At 60.5% G+C, this 19,410-nt stretch carries 23 protein-coding genes; 5 read left to right on the top strand and 18 right to left on the bottom strand.

The genetic code is table 11. From position 1 onward, the window contains the following. Window positions 1–26: 26 nt before the first annotated feature. From RAC79_RS07330 to RAC79_RS07305, 6 genes are all read right to left on the bottom strand, one after another. Window positions 27–950 (bottom strand): pirin family protein, encoded by a 924-nt coding sequence (locus RAC79_RS07330; RefSeq protein ID WP_065654322.1) that lies wholly within the window; start codon window positions 948–950, stop codon window positions 27–29. A 302-nt stretch (window positions 951–1,252) separates the two neighbouring features. Further along, window positions 1,253–1,507 (bottom strand): exodeoxyribonuclease VII small subunit, encoded by a 255-nt coding sequence (locus RAC79_RS07325; RefSeq protein ID WP_003503059.1) that lies wholly within the window; start codon window positions 1,505–1,507, stop codon window positions 1,253–1,255. Between the two features lie 2 nt (window positions 1,508–1,509). Next, window positions 1,510–2,445: a histone deacetylase family protein gene (locus RAC79_RS07320; RefSeq protein WP_142778809.1), complete on the bottom strand. Its 936-nt coding sequence runs from the start codon at window positions 2,443–2,445 to the stop codon at window positions 1,510–1,512. 25 nt (window positions 2,446–2,470) lie between these two features. Continuing rightward, entirely contained in the window at window positions 2,471–3,034 is a 564-nt protein-coding gene (locus RAC79_RS07315; protein WP_078051168.1) for a biotin transporter BioY, read from the bottom strand. 31 nt (window positions 3,035–3,065) lie between these two features. Next, window positions 3,066–3,671 (bottom strand): energy-coupling factor transporter transmembrane protein EcfT, encoded by a 606-nt coding sequence (locus RAC79_RS07310; RefSeq protein ID WP_174038871.1) that lies wholly within the window; start codon window positions 3,669–3,671, stop codon window positions 3,066–3,068. Beyond that, window positions 3,668–4,348, bottom strand: coding sequence for an energy-coupling factor ABC transporter ATP-binding protein (locus tag RAC79_RS07305; protein ID WP_174038872.1), 681 nt, complete (start codon window positions 4,346–4,348; stop codon window positions 3,668–3,670). The genes RAC79_RS07310 and RAC79_RS07305 overlap by 4 nt, the downstream gene beginning before the upstream one ends. 113 nt (window positions 4,349–4,461) lie before the next feature. Here RAC79_RS07305 and RAC79_RS07300 point away from each other — a divergent pair, with 113 nt between their 5' ends. Beyond that, on the top strand, window positions 4,462–5,658 hold the full coding sequence (locus RAC79_RS07300) for a winged helix-turn-helix domain-containing protein (protein ID WP_174039003.1): 1,197 nt from the start codon (window positions 4,462–4,464) through the stop codon (window positions 5,656–5,658). Window positions 5,659–5,921: 263 nt separating this feature from the next. Here RAC79_RS07300 and ribB read toward each other — a convergent pair whose 3' ends face one another. Genes ribB through RAC79_RS07285 form a run of 3 tightly spaced genes read right to left on the bottom strand, consistent with a single transcriptional unit; the run spans window position 5,922 to window position 8,498 of the window. Next, entirely contained in the window at window positions 5,922–7,022 is a 1,101-nt protein-coding gene (ribB, locus tag RAC79_RS07295; RefSeq protein WP_174038873.1) for a 3,4-dihydroxy-2-butanone-4-phosphate synthase, read from the bottom strand. 12 nt (window positions 7,023–7,034) lie between these two features. Beyond that, the gene (aroC, locus tag RAC79_RS07290) at window positions 7,035–8,132 is read right to left on the bottom strand and encodes a chorismate synthase (RefSeq protein ID WP_174038874.1); all 1,098 of its coding nucleotides are present in this window, start codon (window positions 8,130–8,132) and stop codon (window positions 7,035–7,037) included. Between the two features lie 42 nt (window positions 8,133–8,174). Continuing rightward, complete coding sequence (locus tag RAC79_RS07285; protein ID WP_174038875.1) at window positions 8,175–8,498, bottom strand: hypothetical protein; 324 nt, start codon at window positions 8,496–8,498, stop codon at window positions 8,175–8,177. A gap of 83 nt (window positions 8,499–8,581) precedes the next feature. Here RAC79_RS07285 and RAC79_RS07280 point away from each other — a divergent pair, with 83 nt between their 5' ends. After that, window positions 8,582–8,842 carry a DUF1344 domain-containing protein gene (locus RAC79_RS07280; protein ID WP_003521088.1) on the top strand — a complete coding sequence of 87 codons (261 nt, stop codon included), beginning with the start codon at window positions 8,582–8,584 and terminating at the stop codon, window positions 8,840–8,842. A 249-nt stretch (window positions 8,843–9,091) separates the two neighbouring features. Here the strand turns inward: RAC79_RS07280 and RAC79_RS07275 are convergent, their stop codons facing one another. The 4 genes from RAC79_RS07275 to RAC79_RS07260 form a co-directional block, all read right to left on the bottom strand. Beyond that, complete coding sequence (locus RAC79_RS07275) at window positions 9,092–9,685, bottom strand: histidine phosphatase family protein (RefSeq protein WP_065654316.1); 594 nt, start codon at window positions 9,683–9,685, stop codon at window positions 9,092–9,094. A gap of 31 nt (window positions 9,686–9,716) precedes the next feature. Beyond that, window positions 9,717–10,535, bottom strand: a complete 819-nt coding sequence (gene fabI / locus RAC79_RS07270; RefSeq protein ID WP_003521090.1) for an enoyl-ACP reductase FabI — start codon at window positions 10,533–10,535, stop codon at window positions 9,717–9,719. Window positions 10,536–10,666: 131 nt separating this feature from the next. Continuing rightward, window positions 10,667–11,782 (bottom strand): DnaJ C-terminal domain-containing protein, encoded by a 1,116-nt coding sequence (locus tag RAC79_RS07265; protein WP_174038876.1) that lies wholly within the window; start codon window positions 11,780–11,782, stop codon window positions 10,667–10,669. Between the two features lie 210 nt (window positions 11,783–11,992). Continuing rightward, window positions 11,993–12,442 (bottom strand): RT0821/Lpp0805 family surface protein, encoded by a 450-nt coding sequence (locus RAC79_RS07260; protein ID WP_174038877.1) that lies wholly within the window; start codon window positions 12,440–12,442, stop codon window positions 11,993–11,995. 56 nt (window positions 12,443–12,498) lie between these two features. Here RAC79_RS07260 and pdxH point away from each other — a divergent pair, with 56 nt between their 5' ends. Continuing rightward, window positions 12,499–13,119, top strand: coding sequence for a pyridoxamine 5'-phosphate oxidase (pdxH, locus tag RAC79_RS07255; RefSeq protein WP_003521093.1), 621 nt, complete (start codon window positions 12,499–12,501; stop codon window positions 13,117–13,119). 31 nt (window positions 13,120–13,150) lie between these two features. Here pdxH and RAC79_RS07250 read toward each other — a convergent pair whose 3' ends face one another. Next, the gene (locus RAC79_RS07250) at window positions 13,151–13,930 is read right to left on the bottom strand and encodes a sulfite exporter TauE/SafE family protein (protein ID WP_035263541.1); all 780 of its coding nucleotides are present in this window, start codon (window positions 13,928–13,930) and stop codon (window positions 13,151–13,153) included. Window positions 13,931–14,084: 154 nt separating this feature from the next. Here RAC79_RS07250 and RAC79_RS07245 point away from each other — a divergent pair, with 154 nt between their 5' ends. Beyond that, window positions 14,085–14,393, top strand: a complete 309-nt coding sequence (locus RAC79_RS07245; protein ID WP_065654313.1) for a MazG nucleotide pyrophosphohydrolase domain-containing protein — start codon at window positions 14,085–14,087, stop codon at window positions 14,391–14,393. Here RAC79_RS07245 and RAC79_RS07240 read toward each other — a convergent pair. The 4 genes from RAC79_RS07240 to RAC79_RS07225 all read right to left on the bottom strand — a co-directional run bounded on the left by RAC79_RS07240 (window position 14,382) and on the right by RAC79_RS07225 (window position 18,097). Further along, window positions 14,382–15,056: an HAD family phosphatase gene (locus tag RAC79_RS07240; RefSeq protein ID WP_065654312.1), complete on the bottom strand. Its 675-nt coding sequence runs from the start codon at window positions 15,054–15,056 to the stop codon at window positions 14,382–14,384. The two genes, RAC79_RS07245 and RAC79_RS07240, sit on opposite strands and share 12 nt — an antisense overlap. A 3-nt stretch (window positions 15,057–15,059) precedes the next feature. Then, window positions 15,060–15,497, bottom strand: a complete 438-nt coding sequence (locus RAC79_RS07235; RefSeq protein ID WP_003521098.1) for a VOC family protein — start codon at window positions 15,495–15,497, stop codon at window positions 15,060–15,062. Window positions 15,498–15,699: 202 nt separating this feature from the next. Further along, complete coding sequence (gene tldD / locus RAC79_RS07230; RefSeq protein ID WP_142843956.1) at window positions 15,700–17,115, bottom strand: metalloprotease TldD; 1,416 nt, start codon at window positions 17,113–17,115, stop codon at window positions 15,700–15,702. Window positions 17,116–17,572: 457 nt separating this feature from the next. After that, window positions 17,573–18,097, bottom strand: a complete 525-nt coding sequence (locus RAC79_RS07225) for an invasion associated locus B family protein (protein WP_003521101.1) — start codon at window positions 18,095–18,097, stop codon at window positions 17,573–17,575. 443 nt (window positions 18,098–18,540) lie between these two features. Between RAC79_RS07225 and coxB the strand changes: the two genes are divergently transcribed. Then, window positions 18,541–19,404, top strand: coding sequence for a cytochrome c oxidase subunit II (gene coxB / locus RAC79_RS07220; protein ID WP_003521102.1), 864 nt, complete (start codon window positions 18,541–18,543; stop codon window positions 19,402–19,404). Window positions 19,405–19,410: the final 6 nt, after the last annotated feature.

The following is a 19,410-nucleotide window of genomic DNA, read 5'->3' as shown; positions in this document are numbered from 1 at the left end:
TGCATGTCGTACACTTCTATAGAATTTCAACCTTCCGGCAAAGGGACAAACTCTTCTTCGTCGCCGGGAACGATATCGAAGCGTCCGGTTCTCCACTCCTGTTTGGCCTGCTCTATGCGTTCTTTTGATGACGAAACGAAGTTCCACCAGATGTAGCGGCGCTGATTGAGCGCCGCCCCGCCGAAGATCATGATGTGACAGCCATTGCTGCCGGCCTGAAGCGTGATGTCGTCACCCGGCCGGAAGACGAGCAACTGATCGGCGGCGAAGATATCGCCCGCTACATCGAGCGAACCGGACAGAATATAGATCGCCCGTTCCTCATGATCGGCGGAGAAGGGAAACTTTACGCCCGGTTCCAGCGTCAGGTCGACATAGAGCGTATCGGTAAAGGCCGAAACCGGGGAGGTGAGGCCTTCGAATTCGCCGATCACCACCCGGCCGGTAGCGCCCTTGATATCGATCAGCGGCATGTCTTCCCTGGCCGTATGGGCAAAGGCCGGGTCGATTTCTTCCATATGGTCCGGCAGGGCAAGCCATGTCTGCAGGCCGGACATGGAAAGCGGATGGCCGCGCAGGTTTTCCGGCGTGCGTTCCGAATGCACGATGCCGCGCCCGGCCGTCATCAGGTTGATGTCGCCGGGGCGGATGACGAGTTCGGTGCCGAGACTGTCGCGATGCTTGATTTCGCCGTCGAACAGATAGGTGACGGTGGAAAGCCCGATATGTGGATGCGGTTTGACGTCGAGCGCCTCGCCCGCTTTCAGGATCGCCGGTCCCATGCGGTCGAAAAAGATGAAGGGGCCGACGAGACGCCGCTGCCGGGTCGGCAGCGCACGACGCACGGCAAAGCCGCCAATGTCGCTGGTGCGCGGAATGATGAGGTTTTCGATGGCGTCGCAGGCAAAGGCGTCACCCGCGACGGGATCGTTACCGGGAAAAAAGGACATATTTTGCTCCTCGTATCTTCGAACGGGAGTTTATCACAACTGATGGTGCGGGGAGCATCGGGATATCGAACGCTGTGTTTGTGCGTCGTTAGCAGATGGGGGGAGCGAATTTAACTCTGCTTAACCTACAAACTCCCTCATTCCTGTGCTTGTCACAGGAATCTAGCCAGCCCAAGTCCTTGGGCTGAAAAGACTTTCCCCGCCGCGCAGACGCGCGTCGACTGGATTGCTGTGACAAGCACAGGAATGAGGGAGGGTGGGGTCGTTTGTCGAAGCAACGAAACGTTCCGCCTGCTGGACAATCACTCCCCGTCCAGCGGCTCTACACCCTGCGGCTTGCCGGCCCGGTCGAGGCGAATCTTCTCGATTCGCTTTTCGGCAGCGTTCAACAGTGTTTCGCAATGCTTCTTCAGGGCTTCGCCGCGCTCATAGATGGCGATGGATTCGTCCAGCGCCACGTCTCCGCGTTCCAGACGTGCGACAATGCTTTCCAGCTCGGCGACGGCTTTTTCAAAGGAATAACCGCTGACATCGGCTGTGTTGGCATTTTCCGTCATGTTCAACCCTTCATCATTCTCAAAATATGCATGGCTGCCGATTCCGCCAGTCCTTCCAGATCATAACCGCCTTCCAGCAGGCTGACGACCCGGTTCGATGTGTATTTATCGGCCATTTCCAGAAGCCGGCCCGTTGCCCAGTCGAAATCCTCGCCCACCAGGTTGATCTGCGCCAGCGGATCGCGGTAATGCGCGTCGAAACCGGCGGAGATGAGGATAAGATCGGGCGAAAAATCGGCTATCGCCGGCAACACGCGGGATTTGAAGGCCTCGCGGAAATATTCGCTGCCGGTATTGGGCGAAAGTGGCGCGTTGACGATATTGTTCTTCACGCCGGTTTCGTTTTTGTCGCCGCTCCACGGGTAAAGCGGCATCTGGTGGGTGGAACAGAACAGCACCGACGTGTCGTTCCAGAAGATATCCTGCGTGCCATTGCCGTGATGCACGTCCCAGTCGATGATGGCGACGCGCTCCGCGCCGTGCGCCTTCTGCGCATGGCGGGCGGCAATCGCCACATTGTTGAAAAGACAGAAGCCCATGGCCTTTGCGGTTTCCGCATGGTGGCCGGGCGGGCGGGCGGCGACGAAGACATTGTCGGCAGCACCGGTAAACACGTCATCCACCGCCGCCATGGCCGCACCGATGCCGGTCAGCGCCGCCTGCAGACTTTTTTGCGAAACGTAAGTGTCGGCCTCGACGCGGTTGATCTCGCCATCCTCTTCGGGGATCTGCCGCATGATGGCAAGCAGATGCTCCTCCGGATGCGCCAGCAGCACCGCATCCTCATTCGCCTGCGGCGCTTCTTTGCGTTCCAGCCGCTCGAAATTCGGGTGTTCGAGTGCGATGTTCAGCGACCGCAGGCGGTCCGGCCGCTCGGGGTGGCCGGATGGCGTGATATGCTCCAGGAAGATCGGATGTTCGTATAAACGCGTCGCCATTCTTTTCCTCCCGAAGAAAGTCCGTTCAGGCGCGCTGCGGCAGAAGCGGATAACCGGCCATCACGGCGCGGCCGGCAAGTGCGGCAAGCACGGCCTTCAGCGCATCGCCCGGAATGAAGGCGAGCGAACCCATGAACGCCTTCTCGAAACCAAGCCCGACGACCACAGCCAGATAGGTGATGCCGAAAGCATAAAGCACGACCACGCCGCCAATCAGGCTGGCGACGAAGAAACCGATGCCCTGTGTGAGAGCGGACTGGCCGCGATTGACGAGCTTTTCCGAGAGCGTGCCGGTGACGAAGGCAGCTGCGATCCAGCCGATCAGGAAGCCGGTGGTCGGCGTGGTGAAAATCGAAAGACCGCCGCGTCCGCCCGAAAGCACCGGCAGGCCGATGGCGGCAATCAGGATCGTCAGGAGAACTGCCAGCGTACCGCGCTTTGCGCCCAGCACGACACCGGCCAGCATGACGCCGAGCGACTGCGCGGTGATCGGCACGGGGATGAAACCGAGCGTGATCGGCGGGAGAAGCCCGAGTGCGATGATGATGGCGGAAAACAGCGAAATCAGCACAAGGTCGCGGGTCGTCATGGCTCGGAAACTCCGGATGGTTGTCTGGCCTTCAGCTTTGGCCTCTGAAACCGCGCGCGTCAATGGCGTCGGCAATGGCATCGGCATCCTTCAACGTCATAATCACCAGCGGCACGATGATGGTGGCCATCCGCACAGGCAGGCCGCGCGCCCGATGCGCATCGCGCACCGCATGGTAACGGTTGACGATTTCAGGCACGAACCGCACGACGAGCCCGACCGAAAGCCCGATATCGGCGGCCTTCACCAGCCCCAGCCTTTCCAGCGGGGCGGCGGCAAGCGCGATCTCGTCCATGAATTGCGAGATGCTGACGGTGATGGTGACGGCGGTGGCAAGCAGCGCCAGCGCCGTCAGCCGCAAAAGATTGACACTGGCATCATGGGCAGGAAGCAGGAGATAGCTGAAGGCGGCGACGAGGAAGATGGTCAGCATCACCGGCCGCAGCCGCAGGCCGATATCCTTGAAGGGCAGCCACGTAGCGCCCAGAATAAGGGCGGCCAGAACCGTCGCGCATACAAGAACCAGCAGATCGCGGGTGAGGAACAATACGATGCTGAAACCCATGAGCGTCAGGAGTTTGAGGCGCGGCGAGACGCGGTAGAGCCAGCCGGTGCCTTCCACATGCAGCGATTTCATCGCGATGCCACCTCCAGATAGTGCGCCACCGCTTCTTCGGGGGCGGCGTCGGCCACCAGTGCGCCTTCATGGAACACCAGCACCCGGTCGAAACCTGCAACCAGCGGCAGATCGTGGGTGATGACGATCAGCGCCTGCGACAGCGCCGCCATGGTCTTTTCCACGGTGGCTCGGTTTTTGAGATCGAGCTGGTTGGTCGGCTCATCGAGAATGAGGATTTGCGGTTCGGTGACCAGAAGCGCCGCCAGCGCTGCAAGCTGCAATTCGCCGCCGGAAAGCTCATGCGCGCGCCGTTCTTCGAGGTGAGGTATGTCGAGCCGGGCGAGAACGGCTTTCACCCGGGCTTCGGTTTCGGCCTTGCCGAGGCCGAGCCGCTTCAGCCCGAAGGCGACATCGTCACGCACGATTGGCAGGATGATCTGGTTCTGCGGATTCTGGAAGATGAAGCCGACCGCCTGCAAGACCGCCTTGGCGTCGCTCACGGTGTCGAGGCCGTTCACCGAAACCTTGCCCTCGCTCGGTTTGTTCAGCCCGTTGATCAGCCGCGCAAAGGTGGTCTTGCCGGAACCATTGAGGCCGATCACGCCGATGCGCCGTTCCGTCAATGTCACAGACAGCGGCTGCAGGGCCTGCCGGCCCTCGAAAGCGACGCCGGCGGCGGTAAAACGGATTTCCAAGCTTACATCCTCGCGTACTTTTTCCGGTTCTATACCCCGTCATCAACAGAAGTGAAACAAGGAACAAAAAAAGAACATTGCAATCGCGAAAAAGCCGTCATACCTTCTGCTCCATGGTGATCAAGGTTTCAAACGAAGCGGCAAGGCGGATTTTTCTGGCGCGGCAGGGGCTTTCCTCTCCGCCCGGCAAGGCGCTTTCCAAGGATGGCCTGTTGCAGCTCATCACCGATATCGGTTTTGTGCAGGTGGACAGCATCGGCACGGTGGAGCGCGCCCACCACCAGATTATTTTCTCCCGCAACCAGACCTACAGGCGCGGCCATCTGACCACGCTTTTGGAAAAGGACCGGGCGCTTTTCGAGCACTGGACGCATGACGCCTCCATCCTGCCGACGGAATTTTATCCCTATTGGAAACACCGTTTCCGTCGCCGCGAGCCGATCATTCAGGAGCGCTGGCGCAAATGGCACGGCGAGGGTTTCGATGCGGCTTTCGGCGAAACGCTGGAGCGCATCGCCGCCACCGGCCCGGTTCTGGCACGGGAGCTGAAGGAGGACGGGCACCAGTCCGGCGGCTGGTGGAACTGGCATCCCTCCAAGACCGCCCTTGAATATCTCTGGCACACCGGCAAGCTCGCGATTGCCGGCCGCGTCAATTTCCAGAAGGTCTATGATCTCGCCGAACGGGTCATTCCCGGCGAGCATCACGAAACCGAGGTGGAGCACGCCGAATTCGTTGACTGGGCCTGCCGCGAGGCGCTGAAGCGGCTGGGTTTCGCCACCCATGGCGAAATCGCCGCGTTTTTCGATCTCGTCACCCCGCAGGAGGCGAGGGACTGGGTCAAGAACCATCGCGATGAACTCTGCGAGGTCTCGCTTCTTTCCAGCGACGGGGACAATGCCCGCGCGTCTTTTGCCTTTGCCGATTTCACCGCTGACCTGACAGACGTGCCGGAACCTTCCGCCCGCGTCCGCGTCCTCAGCCCCTTCGACCCGCTGCTGCGCGACCGAAACCGCACGGAGCGGCTGTTCGGCTTCTATTACCGCATCGAGGTCTTCGTGCCGGAGCCGAAACGGCAATATGGCTATTACGTCTTCCCCCTTCTGGAGGGTGACAGGCTGATCGGCCGCATCGACATGAAGGCGGATCGCAAGCGCGGCACGCTGGATGTACGCCGCCTGTGGCTGGAGCCGAGCGTGCGTGCTTCGGCCGGTCGGCTGGAGAAGCTCGACGCGGAACTGGTGAGGCTGGCGAAGTTTACCGGGGTGGAGAGCGTGAATTATCTGGAGGGCTGGCGGGAGGAAAAATGAGGTCCGTGGCTCTGGGTGTCATGAGAAAGGCGCATCCCACACCCCGTTGTTATCGTCCTTGAGGAAGCACGGCATTGCCGCTTGTTTCTTCTCCCCGCCGGGGAGAAGGTGGCCCGAAGGGTCGGATGAGGGGGCAACGGCAGAGATATGCGGAGAGCTTGCCCCCTCATCCCGCTGCCGCGGACTTCTCCCCGTCGGGGAGAAGAAACGAGCGGAACCCGCTCGCCTCACAATTGCGCGGTGAAGCTAGACAGCGCTCAAAATCACCCGATATCCGTCGCCGAAATCTTGATGCCGAACCCTTCAAGGCCGACATAATGCCGCTCCCGCGTGGTCATCAGCTTGATGGAGCTGATGCCGAGGTCCTTCAAAATCTGCGCGCCGAGGCCGATTTCCAGCCATTCGTTTTCGCGCGAACGGGCCTGCGCATGCGCCTCATCCGGATCACGGGCCTTGCGTCGTCCGGCCACCTGGCCGACGCCGACCGAGCCTTCGCGCAGATAGACGATGACGCCGCGGCCTTCTTCGGCGATCTTCTGCATATAATGCCGCACCGGCTGGCGGTCGCCGAACACATCGTCGGCCACGTTTTCGGGGTGCAGGCGCACGGGAATGTCGATGCCGTCGCGGATATCGCCGAAAATCACCGCCATATGCTGCATCGGATCCCAGGGCAGGGAATAGGCCTGCGCCTTGGCGGGTCCGAAGGGCGTCTCGATGGTGAAGGAGGACTCCATCTCCACCAGCGTTTCCTTGCGCTGGCGATAGGCGATGAGATCGGCGACCGAAACGTGCTTCATGCCGTGTTTTTCGGCGAAATCCAGCACCTGCGGTCCGCGCATCACCGTGCCGTCGTCATTCACCAGCTCGCTGATGACGCCGATGGGCGGCAGGCCGGCGAGCCGGCAGAGATCGACCGCCGCTTCGGTATGGCCGGAGCGCATCAATACGCCGCCCTCGCGGGAAATCAGCGGGAAGATGTGGCCCGGCCGGGTGAAATCGGAGGCACCAACATTGGGATTGGCAAGGTTGCGCACCGTGAGCGTGCGGTCATCGGCGGAAATGCCTGTCGTGGTGCCGTGCTTGAAATCGACGCTGACGGTGAAGGCCGTGGTATGCGCGCTGTCATTTTCCGCCACCATGGCGTTGAGGTTCAGCCGCTTGGCTTCCTCGCGCGGCATGGGCGCACAGACGATACCGGAGGTGTGGCGCACGATCAGCGCCATCTTCTCCGGCGTGCAGTGAACCGCCGAAATGATCAGATCGCCTTCGTTCTCACGGTCGTCATCATCGGTCACGACAACGATTTCACCGGCTTCGAAAGCGCGGATGGCGTCCACGACGCGTTTCTGGTCATAGGCCATGGCGATATCCCCTCACTTCAAACGGCCGGTCTGGCCGCGATCCCTCAGATAATGGTCGGCAACGGTGCAGGCGATCATCGCTTCGCCGATAGGCACGGCGCGGATGCCGACGCAGGGGTCGTGGCGGCCCTTGGTGCGCACATCCACATTGTTGCCGTCGGTATCGATGGAAAGACGCTCCGTCAGAATGGAGGAGGTGGGCTTGATGGCGAAGCGGGCGATGACAGGCTCGCCGGTCGCGATGCCGCCCAGAATGCCGCCGGCATGGTTGGACAGGAAGATCGGCTTGCCGTCATTGCCCATGCGCATCTCATCGGCATTTTCCTCGCCGGAAAGCTCGGCCGATGCGAAACCTTCGCCGATCTCCACGCCCTTGACGGCGTTGATCGACATCAGGCTGGAGGCGATATCCTGATCGAGCTTGGCATAGATCGGCGCGCCGATGCCGGCCGGAACCCCTTCCGCCACAACTTCGACGACGGCCCCGATGGAGGAGCCGGCCTTGCGGATGCCGTCGAGATACTCTTCCCAGACCGGCACCATGGCGGCATCCGGGCAGAAGAACGGGTTCTGGTCGACCTGATCCCAATCCCAGTTGTCGCGGTTGATTTTGTGCTTGCCGATCTGCACCAGCGCGCCGCGCACATTGAGGCTCGGCACCACCTTGCGGGCGATCGCACCGGCGGCGACACGCGCCGCCGTCTCGCGCGCGGAAGAACGTCCGCCGCCGCGATAGTCGCGAATGCCGTATTTCAGGTCATAGGTGAAATCCGCATGGCCGGGGCGGAAGCGCTTGGCGATCTCGCCGTAATCCTTGGAGCGCTGGTCGGTATTTTCGATCAGCATCGAAATCGGCGTGCCGGTGGTTATCATCGTCTCGCCGTCCTCATCCAGCATCACGCCGGAGAGAACCTTGACGATGTCATCCTCGCGGCGCTGCGTCACGAAACGGCTTTGGCCCGGTTTGCGTTTGTCCATCCAGTACTGCACCTCGGCAAGGGTGAAGCGAATGCCGGGCGGGCAGCCATCCACCACGCAGCCAAGTGCAGGCCCGTGGCTTTCTCCCCAGGTGGTAACGCGGAAAAGATGACCGAAACTGTTATGCGACATATTTTCAAAACCGGAAAACAGGGCGCCTGCGGGGAGCGCCGTTTAAAACAAGCGGATTTGTCTTAGTGGAAAATCCGGGCAAGGCAAAAGCCTTTCTTTCGCTGCGGCGGGATAAGTGCAGGGCACGGCGCCCTGACTGGAGACCCGCATGTCCGTGCCCTCATTTCTGGCGTGGCGCAGGGAAGAGGGCAACGAGGCGATTCGCGCCGGCCGGAGACGTTTTTCGAAATGACGAAAATGTAAAAGCGCCGTCGTTTTCCACGTTAATCCGGAGTTTTCCAATATTGCCGGGAAATGCGGTGTAAAAATCACTAACGGCTTGAACACGATCCCAAATCCGTTCATCAATTGGGCCGAAAATGTCATGGTTGCGGGCAATTTCCGCCACATTCGAAAGGCAATTCTTCATGCATGTAAGGTTTTCACGCAAATCCACGAAAGCTAGATCGATGCGTATGATGATTGCCGCCCTTCTGGCCACCGCCAACCTCCTGATGCCGATCAACGGCTACGCCCAGAGCGTCGACGTGGAAGGCACGATCAGCAAGATCGATGCAAATGGGCTGAGCATTACGCTCAACGACGGCAAGACCTATCGCGTGCCGGAAGAGTTTAATTTCGAAGGTCTGAAAGCGGGCGTGAAGGTCGTGGTTTTCTACACGGAAGTGGATGGGAAACGCGTGGTCGACGATCTTCAGGTCGTGCAGTAAGCACCAGCCCCTCAGGCCAAAACCTCCGTTCTGAAACGAGCGGATGCCTCTTGTTTCTTCTCCCCTTTCGGGGAGAAGTCCGCGGCAGCGGGATGAGGGGGCAAGGGTGCGGTCTATAGCTATCGTTGCCCCCTCATCCGACCCTTCGGGCCACCTTCTCCCCGGCGGGGAGAAGAAATACGCGGCGGCCTTTGCGCCAAATATACGGGCTGCTCGAGTAGGACGATGCAGAGGGTTATGCCCTGCGCCTCACCAAATCCACTCCGCGCTGTTCCTGTCGATCTCGACCTTCAAGATCCGATCCTGCGGAATTTGCGTCCTTGACGCCTCGTCCTTGTCCATGCCGGAGACCAGCCGGAAGATCGAGCGGATGACGCCGCCATGGCAGACGCATATCGTCGGAACCTCGACGGAGGAAAGCCATGCGCCGATGCGCCAGGAGAGGATTTCATAGCTTTCGGCATCCTGGCCGGGGGGAATGAAATCCCACTTGTTGGCCTTGCGCGCCTTCACCCGGTCCGGGAACTCTTTTTTCAGCTCCGGCAGGGTTTGCCCTTCCCAGTCGCCGAAGGAAACTTCGATCAGGCGATCGTCGGTACGATAGGCCTTGGGATCGAGGCCCATCGCGCCGCGCATCAGTTCCATGGTCTCGCGCGTGCGCCCGAGCGGGCTTGCCACGTAGTCGAAATCCGTGGCCTGTTCCCCCAGCAGCTGCGCAAGCAGTTTACCGTTACCGACCGCCTGCTGGCGGCCGAAATCGTTGAGCGGAATGTCTTTCTGGCCCTGAAGCCGGCGTATCGCATTCCAGTCCGTTTGTCCGTGCCGGATCACATAGACGAGCAAGGCGATACCCCGTTCTTCACACTTTTCAGGCTTAGTCCTTCACCACCGAAATGTCAGGCGCATCCACCGCCTTCATGCCGATGGTGTGGTAACCGGAATCGACATGGTGGATTTCGCCGGTCACGCCGGTCGAAAGGTCGGACAGCAGGTAAAGCGCCGACTTGCCGACTTCCTCGATGGAAACGGTGCGCTTCAGCGGCGCATTATATTCGTTCCATTTCAGAATGTAGCGGAAGTCGCCGATGCCGGAAGCTGCGAGCGTCTTGATCGGGCCGGCAGAAACGGCGTTGACGCGGATGCCGCGATTGCCGAGGTCGACGGCGAGATAACGCACGCTGGCCTCGAGAGCAGCCTTGGCCACGCCCATCACGTTGTAGTTCGGCATGACCTTTTCCGCACCGTAATAGGTCAGCGTGATGATCGAGCCGCCGTCGTTCATGACCGGCTCGGCGCGCTTGGCAACGGCGGCCAGCGAGAAGACGGAAATGTCCATGGTGCGGTTGAAATTGTCGCGGCTGGTATCGAGGTAACGGCCGGTCAGCTCATCCTTGTCGGAAAAGGCGATGGCGTGCACGACGAAGTCGATCTTGCCCCAGTGCTTTTCCAGCCCGGCAAAAACCGCATCGATCGTCTCGAGATCGGTCACATCGCAGTGACCGGCCATGAAGGCGCCCAGTTCCTGCGCCAGCGGCTCGACACGCTTCTTCAGCGCATCGCCCTGCCAGGTCAGCGCAACTTCCGCGCCCGCGTCGGCACAGGCCTTGGCGATGCCCCAAGCGATGGAACGATTATTGGCGACACCCATGATGAGGCCGCGTTTGCCAGCCATGAGGCCGGATGCCTGAGCCATTTTATGCTCCCTAGTACTTTTGATCGGTCCTGCCTATGGCATAGGCTGCAATCCTGTTCAAGATTGCCAAAGATCATCAACTGTTAGGGAGCGTAACAAAGGGTGCGTTGTCCCGGCTATTCGCAAAACTTTCACAAATAAAGGCCTTCGCGCATGTGCCGCATCAGGTCGGTCACCTTTTCGTCCGGCTTTTCCAAGAGAACGATGCGCAATTCGATGACGAGATCGCCCTGTCCGCCCTTGCCGTCGGCGAGCCCCTTGCCGGTAAGCCTCAGCACACGGTCGGAGCCGGACCAGGCCGGAATGGTGATGTTTTCCTCACCGAGCGGAGTCCTGACTTTCGTTTCACACCCCAGAACCGCGTCGCTGAGCGATATCGGCAGCGTCGTGTGAATATCGAAGCCACGAAGGGAAAACGCGTCGTCACGGGCGGTCAGCAATGTCACGGCAAGATCGCCGCGCGCCATGTTGGGTAGCTTCAGCCCCTGTCCCTTCAGCCGGACCACGTGTCCGTCGCTCATGCCGGCTTCGAGCTGGAAACGAACCTCGCGTTCGTCGGCAAGCGACACGGTAATCCACTTGTGTTCCAGCAGATCGGCGACCGTGACGGTGGCCTCCGCGGTGATGTCCGGCGCTTTTTCAGGAGCCGGCTGCGGCGTGCGGAAACGGCGCACCAGAGCGCTGAAAAGATTGGCGGCGAGCGATGCGGGCGCTGTCCTGTCATCGGCGGCGCCGGGCTGCGCGGTCTCGCCGGCACCCGGCATATCGCTTTTTGCGGTGCCCGCGGCAGCCTTTGCCGCTTCGGCCGCCTGCTGCACCTTGGGATCGTTCTGTGCTTCCGCGCCAAAAATCCGTTCGACGATATCTTCGGCGGTTTCCGCCTTGGCGTCGGTTTTCTGGCCGGTCTGCGCCCGGTTGCGGGCGTCCGCACGGGCCAGTTCCTCCATCAGCTTTTCGGCGGCCTTGGCGCGCTCGGCAGCCTCGCGCGCGGCTTCCCGCTGCTGCATGATGGTTTCGCCGCGCTGTTTCTTTTCGGCCGCCCTGCGGGCCTGATCGTAGAGATCGCGCTTTTTCGGGTCTTTGAGAAGATCATAGGCCTGCCCGATCTCGGCGAATCGCGCCGAGGCGTCGGGATCGTCGCGATTGGCGTCCGGATGGACGGTCTTCGCCTTCGTGCGCCAGGCGGCCTTGATTTCCTCGTGGCGGGCGTCACGTTTTACGCCGAGGATAGAATATGGATCGCGCATGCGAAACACCAGTTACGTTGGCTCAGGCGCTGCCGCCCTTCATGGCGCAATCCTGAAACTAACCCCTCCGAAAAGGGATGCCGCGATCATTCGCCTGCACGCCCTCGGTTTAATCAACGTCGACTGTTGCAATAAGTTGCTAATCACTCCTTTACGGAGGAAGCGCGCCGCACCCGGGCCGGCTCTATTCCATATTTAAGGGTAAACAGATTATTTCTGCTCGAAGCGGGTCAGCAGCCATTCGCCGGTTTCCGACAGGCAGGCCTGTCCCGCATAGCTTGCAATGCCCTCGAAGGAGTGTCGCGTCGTCCTGAAATCGCGGCAGACGAAGCCGCTGGATTTGTCTTCGTGAATGGCGGTGACGACGCCGGCGCTGCCGGTGGCGGCATTGGCCCAGGGCAGCGGCTGGTCGGCGAGCTTCGCGAGATCGGCCGACGTCACCGCATTGCGGATCGTCGCATCGTCCGTCTGCGGCGCATTGCTCGGCTGGTTGGGAATGGAGGCCGTGGAAAGCGAGCGGTCGACCTTGTCGCCGCCGAACAGGTCGAGGCTGACGCAGCCGCTCAGCACCACAAGCATTGACACGACGGCGGAAACTTCCGCTACCGACGAAAGGAGGCTCTTTGTTCGACTGTTCGACTTTGCTATGACGGTCACCATCTTTCACCAGAGATCATCTCTGGGGTCCAAATCAGCTCGGGAGCATTTTAGTCAATATGTCGGAAACGGGGTTAACATCCAGTGACTTCACGGAAGAAAATGAACCGTTCACGCTTTTTGCCGAATGGCTGAAGGATGCAACGGCTTCCGAAATCAACGATCCGAACGCGGTAGCGCTTGCCACCGTGGACGAAAATGGCCTGCCGAATGTGCGCATGGTTCTGCTGAAAGGCGTCGACGACCGCGGCTTTGTTTTCTACACGAATTTCGAAAGCCAGAAGGGCCAGGAGATCCTCGGCCAGAAAAAAGCGGCCATGTGTTTCCACTGGAAAAGCCTGCGGCGACAGGTGCGCCTGCGCGGTGAGGTGGAGATTGTGAGCGACGAGGAGGCGGATATCTATTACGCCTCGCGCCCGCGCGGCAGCCGCATCGGCGCCTGGGCTTCCAAGCAGTCTCGGCCGCTGGAAGGCCGTTTCGCGCTGGAAAAGGCTGTGGCGGAATATACCGCCAGATATGCCATCGGCGATATTCCGCGCCCGTCCTACTGGTCCGGCTTCCGCATCCGGCCGCTCAGCATCGAATTCTGGCACGACCGCAAATTCCGCCTGCATGATCGCATAGAATTCCGCCGCGAGACGCCTGACGGTGCATGGTCCAAGGTCCGCATGTATCCCTAAGGGCGGTCAGGGCAGGCCATTTACGGCCTGCCTATTTCAGCAGCGAATCGAACAGCGGCAGGCCGATGACGGCGGAGATGGCGATCAGCCCATAGCAGATGCGCCGGAACGCCGCCTCGTCGGCAAGCCCGTGCAGTCGCGCGCCGGCATAAAGCCCGGCCCCGTAAAAGGGCAGGGCGAGCAGGAAAAAGACGAAGACATCGGCGGTGAACAGGCCGCTGACGAAATAGCTGCCGGTGGAGATCACGGTCGAAATCGCGAAATATAAAATGACATTGGCGCGCACGAAGGCGCCTTTGAGCGCGCCGCCGAGCCAATAGGCGACGACCGGCGGACCGCCCAGTTGCGCAGCACCCGAAAACAGCCCGGCCAGAAACCCGGTGAAGAGGGTCAGCGGCGTCTTCGGCCGGCCGCTGTAACGCCAGCCGGAAAGCAGAAACAACAGCAGCATCACGACGACGGCGGAGATGATCCAGCGCAGCGTCAGCGGATCGCCGTTGGAAAGCAGCATGGTTCCAAGCGGCACGCCGACAAAGGCGCCGGCCGCCATGATGAAGACTTCGCGCCGGTCCGCCATGCGCCATGCGGGCGGTATCATGCCGAGCGTCAGCACGGCGTCCACCACCAGCAGCACTGCCGAGGCGACACGCGGCCCGACGATGGCGCTTGCGAGCGGGATGAAGATGAGCGCCGCACCGAAACCGGAAAAGCCGCGGGCAAGGCCGGCGAGAAAGGCGGCGCCCGCGAACATGGCGAGCAGAGTCGGACTATGCGCGGTGATGAGGGACGAGAAAAAATCGAGGTGGGACATGGGCGATGGCACGGTTGTTCGAATATGTTTTCTCTATCCCGCCTGCATGTACATGTCGCGGAATTTTCAGTTCATGGCGGCGTGACGCCCTGACGGGTCGACGCCGTCAGAGAATCATGATTAGAGTTGTAGCGCATGAACAAAGGATGAACAAATGTTTGCTGACATGATGCCTCGGTTTGAAGAGGCCTCGCAAAAATATGCCGCTGAAAACGGAATATTCCGCGACCCGGACTGGTACATGCTGAAGCTTCAGGAAGAGGTTGGCGAGGTCACACAGGCCTGGAATCGGCTGACAGGACGGGGGCGCATTAAGGGCAGGAGCAAAGAGGAGATGAAGCGGGATCTGGCCGATGAAGCCGCCGATCTGCTCGGCCATGTGCTGTTGCTGGCCCATTATAACGGTCTCGATATTGAAGGTGCGATCGAGCGTAAGTGGCGCTTTACGCCGTCAAAACCCTGAAGACTCCAGCTTTTCCAACATGGCCGCCACCGCATGCAGGTCGTTTGCAACGGCAATGCACTTCTCCCGCATTTCCTCGGTCGGCGGCGCCACGTCCGGCACCATGATCGTCATCATGCCCGCCGATGTCGCCGAGCGCACGCCTGAGTACGAGTCTTCCAGCGCAAGGCAGCGGCCCGGATCGAGCGAAAGCCGTCGGGCTGCGGTGAGATAGGGCATGGGTGCGGGTTTCGGTTCGGTATAGTCGCCGCGTGCGACGATGGTGTCGAAACGTTTGAGAAGATCGTGCGGCCCGAGATGGCGCGTCACCGAATCGTGCCGCGACGAGGTGGCGATGGCGCGGCGGATATCGAGCCGGTCGAGCAGATCGAGAATGTCGATGACGCCCGGCTTCAGCGCCACGCCCTCCGCCATCATCATGCCAAGATGCCGGAGCCAGGCGTCGCGGAAGCTGTCGATGGGAAAATCCGCACCATAGTCGGCAAAGATGGTGCCGGTGATGACGTCCCACGGGCTGCCGCAGACCTTCTGATAGGTCTCGACCTTCATGCCATGGCCGCCTTCATCCGAGGCAGCCAGAAATGAATCGCGATAGAGCCTCTCGCTCTCGATCAGCAATCCGTCCATGTCGAAAACCACGGCCTGCGGAAGAAAAGGCAGCATGGCTTAACCGAACCGGAAGGGGCGTTCGCCGAGGCTCTCGAACGGGCGGATCAGATAACCGTCCGGATCGGCGACGATGAATTGCCGGTTGCCCACTTCGACCGTGCCGCGTCTGTACCATTTTTCCTCCAGCGGCATGACGAGGTCGATGGAGGATCGCTCCAGCCGGGAGAGAATGGGTTGCAGGGAGGGGACGGCAAGTTGCAGGTTCATGCCGCGGCCGAGCGGAAATTCGAGCGCGGCATTGTCCGTCACGAATGTCCGGGTCGCGCCGATCTGGTCGATCATCAGCTGGGCATCCCCCAGCGCCAGATAGGTGAAACCCTCCTCGGGGCGCTCATAGACCACATGAAAACCGATCAGGTCGCAATAAAAGGCGCGGCTTTTCTGCCAGTCGCTGACGGCGAGTTCAGGAACGAGGGCATTTCGTATGATGGTCATGGTCTCCTTTGCCGCGCAGGCCCGGGGTGGGAGGAGGGGCCTGCCATGAGGGATGATCTTACCGTCTTACCGGCCGCATGCCAGAGGAAACCTCATCATGGCAGCCATGTGCGGGGTTATGGGCTGACGGGATGGCGACGCTGCGGGTGAGGGCTGTCACGGCAGGTTCGACATTTCCCGCGGCCGCGCATGCGCCGCGGAACTAAGCCTTCGTACCGCCGACGGTGATCTGGTCCATGCGCAGATGCGGCTGGCCGACGCCGACCGGCACCCATTGTCCGGCCTTGCCGCAATTGCCGATGCCGGTATCGAGCTTGGAATCGTTGCCGATCATCGAGACGCGCTTCATCGCATCCGGCCCGTTGCCGATCAGCATCGCGCCCTTTACCGGCGCGCCGATCCTGCCGTTTTCGATGAGGTAGGCCTCGGTGCAGCCGAACACGAATTTGCCGGAGGTGATATCCACCTGGCCCCCGCCGAAGGAAACGGCATAGATGCCCTTCTTCACGGAGGCGATGATCTCTTCCGGCGTCTTGTCGCCCGACAGCATATAGGTATTGGTCATGCGCGGCATCGGCACATAGGCGTAGCCCTGCCGGCGGCCGTTGCCGGTGGGCCTGGCGCCCATCAGCCGGGCGTTCTGCCGGTCCTGCATGTAACCGACCAGCCTGCCGTTCTCGATCAGCACATTATAGCCGGAAGGCGTCCCTTCATCGTCTATCGTCAGCGAGCCGCGGCGGCTGTCGATGGTGCCGTCATCCACGACGGTCACGCCGGGGGCGGCAACCATTTCGCCCATCAGGCCGGCGAAGGCCGAGGTTTTCTTGCGGTTGAAATCGCCTTCCAGACCGTGGCCCACCGCCTCGTGCAGCATGACGCCCGGCCAGCCGGAACCGAGCACCACATCCATGGTGCCGGCCGGCGCATCGATGGCGGTGAGGTTGACGAGCGCCTGGCGCAGCGCTTCATCCGCACCGCGCTGCCAGTTTTCCGTGGTGATGAAATCGCTGAAGCCGACGCGGCCGCCAATGCCGTAGGAGCCGCTTTCCTGCCGGTCGCCTTCGCCGGCCACGACGGAAACATTGATGCGGGTCATCGGCCGGATATCGCTGACGCGATGGCCGTCGGCCCGCAGGATGTCCACCACCTGCCAGCTTGCCGAAATGGTCGCCGTCACCTGCCGGACCTTGTCGTCCTTGTCACGCAGATAGGCATCGATATCGGTGAGGAGCTTCACCTTTTCCTCGAAGCTCGGGCTGCCGATGGGGTTCTCGTCGCCATAAAGCTTCTTGTTGGTGCGCTGCGGTGCGGCGGCATAAGAGCCGGAATAACCCTTGGTCACCGCGCCCACTGCATCGGAAGCACGTTTCAGCGCACTTTGCGAAAGCTCACCCGCATGGGCATAGCCAACCGTCTCGCCTACGACGGCGCGCAGGCCGAAACCCTGATCGGTGTTGAAAGAACCGCCCTTCAGCCGGCCATTATCGAAAGTAAGCGATTCGGCCTGGGCATGTTCGATGAAAAGCTCGCCATCGTCAGCGCCGGCAAGCGCCTCGCCGACGAGCTTGCGCAATTGCGTTTCGTCGCAATCGAAGAGTTTTACAAGATCGTCGGTCATGGGAGGCTCCAAACTGAATAGTGTCCGGCAAGCATGTAGGATCGCGTGGCGCCGCTGGCAAGCCAAAGCGTACCGGGGTTTAGGTTAGCTTGAAGATAAGATGCACCACAACGAAAGCAGCAATGCAGATCCACAGTTGATGGAGGAGCATCGGGAATGCCAGCCGTGACCAATGATTGCTGGAGTCAGGCGCTAGGCGCTGCCAGTGAAAATAGGCAAGCTGGTTGCCGGACACGACCGTTAGGGCAAGCTCGATGCTTTGCCAATCATGTGGAGATCGGAAAAATATCCCGTTCTTGCGAGCATAAGCCGCCATAAATGCAATTGCGGCATAACATATGGCAACGCCGCAGATGAATTGCAAGCTTGGCGATCTTTTGTCTCTCATGCTTTTCAGTAATGACTAAAACTATACTCTCAAGATATAGTTATCAGCTGAAAAAGCAAGGCGTTCTACTCAGGGAAGCGCGTCATATCCCTCGGCAAAGCCGGAAAGCTCGATCGGAATACCCACGCGATCCTGATCCACGGCTTCGCGCAGTGCGAAAACGGCATTCTTGCCAGCGCGCAGAACCTTCAGCAACTCGTCGTCGATATCCACTTCCACATAGCAGCCTTCGGAGAAGCAGCGGGTGAAATAGGCGCGGCCGATATTATTATTGTCGATATAAAGCTCCATGCCATCCTTCAAAAGCACGCCAAGCGGTGCGAGGATGCGCAGGATGCGCGACTTGCGGTCGGCCGTCTTCAGCACCACCACCGAAAGCCCAACTTCCGGGCGGTCATCGGCGATCACGTTCTGCATCAGCGCGCATTGTTCTTCGGACGCGCCCGCCGGCTTGTCGCAGATGACAGACCATGCTCCGTGCGTCGACTTCGGCGTGCCGGGCGGCTGCTGTTGCGCCAGCGCCGCAGCGGCAGGAGCGATGATGGCAAGACCGGCGGCGGCAAGAAAAGTGCGCGCGAGCGGGGAAAGACGCATGGATACCTCTGGGATTCGAATCAGTGCGGCTATTTTGACGCCATAATCCGGAAAAAAAAGCCTCAGGCCTTCAATTCCAGCGGAGTTGGGCGGAAATAGGACCTGTCTTGCGGGATGGGCGTGTGATTTGCCCGGCGCGACATTCATTATCCGGCGATGAAACTGGCGGCAAAACCGGCTGTGAGAAGGGGCTTTGTCGCATTTGGGCTGTTTGAAACCGCGTTCGGCCGGTCCGGTGAGGCGTGGGGTGAGAGAAAGTCGCCGTGGATTGACCAATGGCAAAATTGGGGCGCATCCGTGTCCCGACGCATATTGCGGCAGAGGACAAACTGTGGTTTGAAGTTAGTACCATAAGCATGGATTCTGCGTCTGTGATTGATCTAGATCAGACGCGTGAGGGAGAGGGTACCGTGACGAATAGGATTTACGCAGCACTGGCGGGGATGACCTGTCTGCTCACGGCTGTCGGCGCCCACGCCGATCAGCCGGTGCATTGGCAAATGGGCATGCAGGAGGCCGCCACGCCGATCATGCACGAAATACGCTGGTTTGAACAATATACGCTCTGGTTCATTGTTCCGGTTACGCTTTTCGTTCTTGCGCTGCTCATCGTCGTCGCCCTGAAATTCCGCGCCGCGAAAAATCCGGTGGCTTCCAAGACCAGCCATAACACGGCGATCGAGGTGGTCTGGACGCTGGCGCCGGTTCTCATTCTTCTGTTCCTTGCTTTCCCGTCGTTCAATCTCTTGAACGCGCAGCTCACGCAGCCGGAAAACCCCGACGTGACGCTGAAGGCGACCGCCACGCAATGGCTGTGGAGCTATGAATATACGGCCGCCGAAGGCGCCGAGCCGGTTTCATTCGACAGCTACATGCTGAAGGACCAGGATCGCGCCGCCGCGGGCAAGGAAGACAGGGCCCGCTATCCGCGTCTTCTGGCGGTAGACAATGAAATGGTCGTTCCGGTCGGCAAGACCGTTCGCCTGCTCGTCACCGCCGCACCGACGGATGTGATCCATTCCTTCGCCATGCCGGCTTTCGGCGTCAAGATCGACGCCGTTCCCGGCCGCCTGAACGAAACCTGGTTCAAGGCGGAAAAAGAGGGCCTTTATTACGGTCAGTGTTCCGAGCTTTGCGGCAAGGACCATGCCTTCATGCCAATCGCCATTCGGGTGGTTTCCGAACAGCAGTACAACACCTGGCTCACCGCCGCCGCTTCTGACCTGAGCGGCGCGAACCGGGCGCTGATGGCCTCTGTCGATGGCGCTCCGCGCACCGTCGACGTTGCCGCCAACGAAACCAACTGACTCTGG

It is taken from the genome of Agrobacterium sp. LR_9 (assembly GCF_041954855.1).
Lineage (GTDB): Bacteria > Pseudomonadota > Alphaproteobacteria > Rhizobiales > Rhizobiaceae > Agrobacterium > Agrobacterium leguminum.
The sequence above is the reverse complement of the archived record's forward strand: the minus strand, read 5'-3'. Positions and strand labels throughout refer to the sequence as shown.

What these genes read in the sequence shown, in the direction of transcription:
- RAC79_RS07330 (WP_065654322.1), bottom strand. Translation starts at nt 950, where the DNA reads ATGTCCTTTTTTCCCGGTAACGATCCCGTCGCGGGTGACGCCTTTGCC.
- RAC79_RS07325 (WP_003503059.1), bottom strand. Translation starts at nt 1,507, where the DNA reads ATGACGGAAAATGCCAACACAGCCGATGTCAGCGGTTATTCCTTTGAA.
- RAC79_RS07320 (WP_142778809.1), bottom strand. Translation starts at nt 2,445, where the DNA reads ATGGCGACGCGTTTATACGAACATCCGATCTTCCTGGAGCATATCACG.
- RAC79_RS07315 (WP_078051168.1), bottom strand. Translation starts at nt 3,034, where the DNA reads ATGACGACCCGCGACCTTGTGCTGATTTCGCTGTTTTCCGCCATCATC.
- RAC79_RS07310 (WP_174038871.1), bottom strand. Translation starts at nt 3,671, where the DNA reads ATGAAATCGCTGCATGTGGAAGGCACCGGCTGGCTCTACCGCGTCTCG.
- RAC79_RS07300 (WP_174039003.1), top strand. Translation starts at nt 4,462, where the DNA reads ATGGTGATCAAGGTTTCAAACGAAGCGGCAAGGCGGATTTTTCTGGCG.
- ribB (WP_174038873.1), bottom strand. Translation starts at nt 7,022, where the DNA reads ATGGCCTATGACCAGAAACGCGTCGTGGACGCCATCCGCGCTTTCGAA.
- aroC (WP_174038874.1), bottom strand. Translation starts at nt 8,132, where the DNA reads ATGTCGCATAACAGTTTCGGTCATCTTTTCCGCGTTACCACCTGGGGA.
- RAC79_RS07285 (WP_174038875.1), bottom strand. Translation starts at nt 8,498, where the DNA reads ATGACATTTTCGGCCCAATTGATGAACGGATTTGGGATCGTGTTCAAG.
- RAC79_RS07280 (WP_003521088.1), top strand. Translation starts at nt 8,582, where the DNA reads ATGCGTATGATGATTGCCGCCCTTCTGGCCACCGCCAACCTCCTGATG.
- fabI (WP_003521090.1), bottom strand. Translation starts at nt 10,535, where the DNA reads ATGGCTCAGGCATCCGGCCTCATGGCTGGCAAACGCGGCCTCATCATG.
- RAC79_RS07265 (WP_174038876.1), bottom strand. Translation starts at nt 11,782, where the DNA reads ATGCGCGATCCATATTCTATCCTCGGCGTAAAACGTGACGCCCGCCAC.
- RAC79_RS07260 (WP_174038877.1), bottom strand. Translation starts at nt 12,442, where the DNA reads ATGGTGACCGTCATAGCAAAGTCGAACAGTCGAACAAAGAGCCTCCTT.
- pdxH (WP_003521093.1), top strand. Translation starts at nt 12,499, where the DNA reads ATGTCGGAAACGGGGTTAACATCCAGTGACTTCACGGAAGAAAATGAA.
- RAC79_RS07250 (WP_035263541.1), bottom strand. Translation starts at nt 13,930, where the DNA reads ATGTCCCACCTCGATTTTTTCTCGTCCCTCATCACCGCGCATAGTCCG.
- RAC79_RS07245 (WP_065654313.1), top strand. Translation starts at nt 14,085, where the DNA reads ATGTTTGCTGACATGATGCCTCGGTTTGAAGAGGCCTCGCAAAAATAT.
- RAC79_RS07240 (WP_065654312.1), bottom strand. Translation starts at nt 15,056, where the DNA reads ATGCTGCCTTTTCTTCCGCAGGCCGTGGTTTTCGACATGGACGGATTG.
- RAC79_RS07235 (WP_003521098.1), bottom strand. Translation starts at nt 15,497, where the DNA reads ATGACCATCATACGAAATGCCCTCGTTCCTGAACTCGCCGTCAGCGAC.
- tldD (WP_142843956.1), bottom strand. Translation starts at nt 17,115, where the DNA reads ATGACCGACGATCTTGTAAAACTCTTCGATTGCGACGAAACGCAATTG.
- RAC79_RS07225 (WP_003521101.1), bottom strand. Translation starts at nt 18,097, where the DNA reads ATGCGTCTTTCCCCGCTCGCGCGCACTTTTCTTGCCGCCGCCGGTCTT.
- coxB (WP_003521102.1), top strand. Translation starts at nt 18,541, where the DNA reads ATGACCTGTCTGCTCACGGCTGTCGGCGCCCACGCCGATCAGCCGGTG.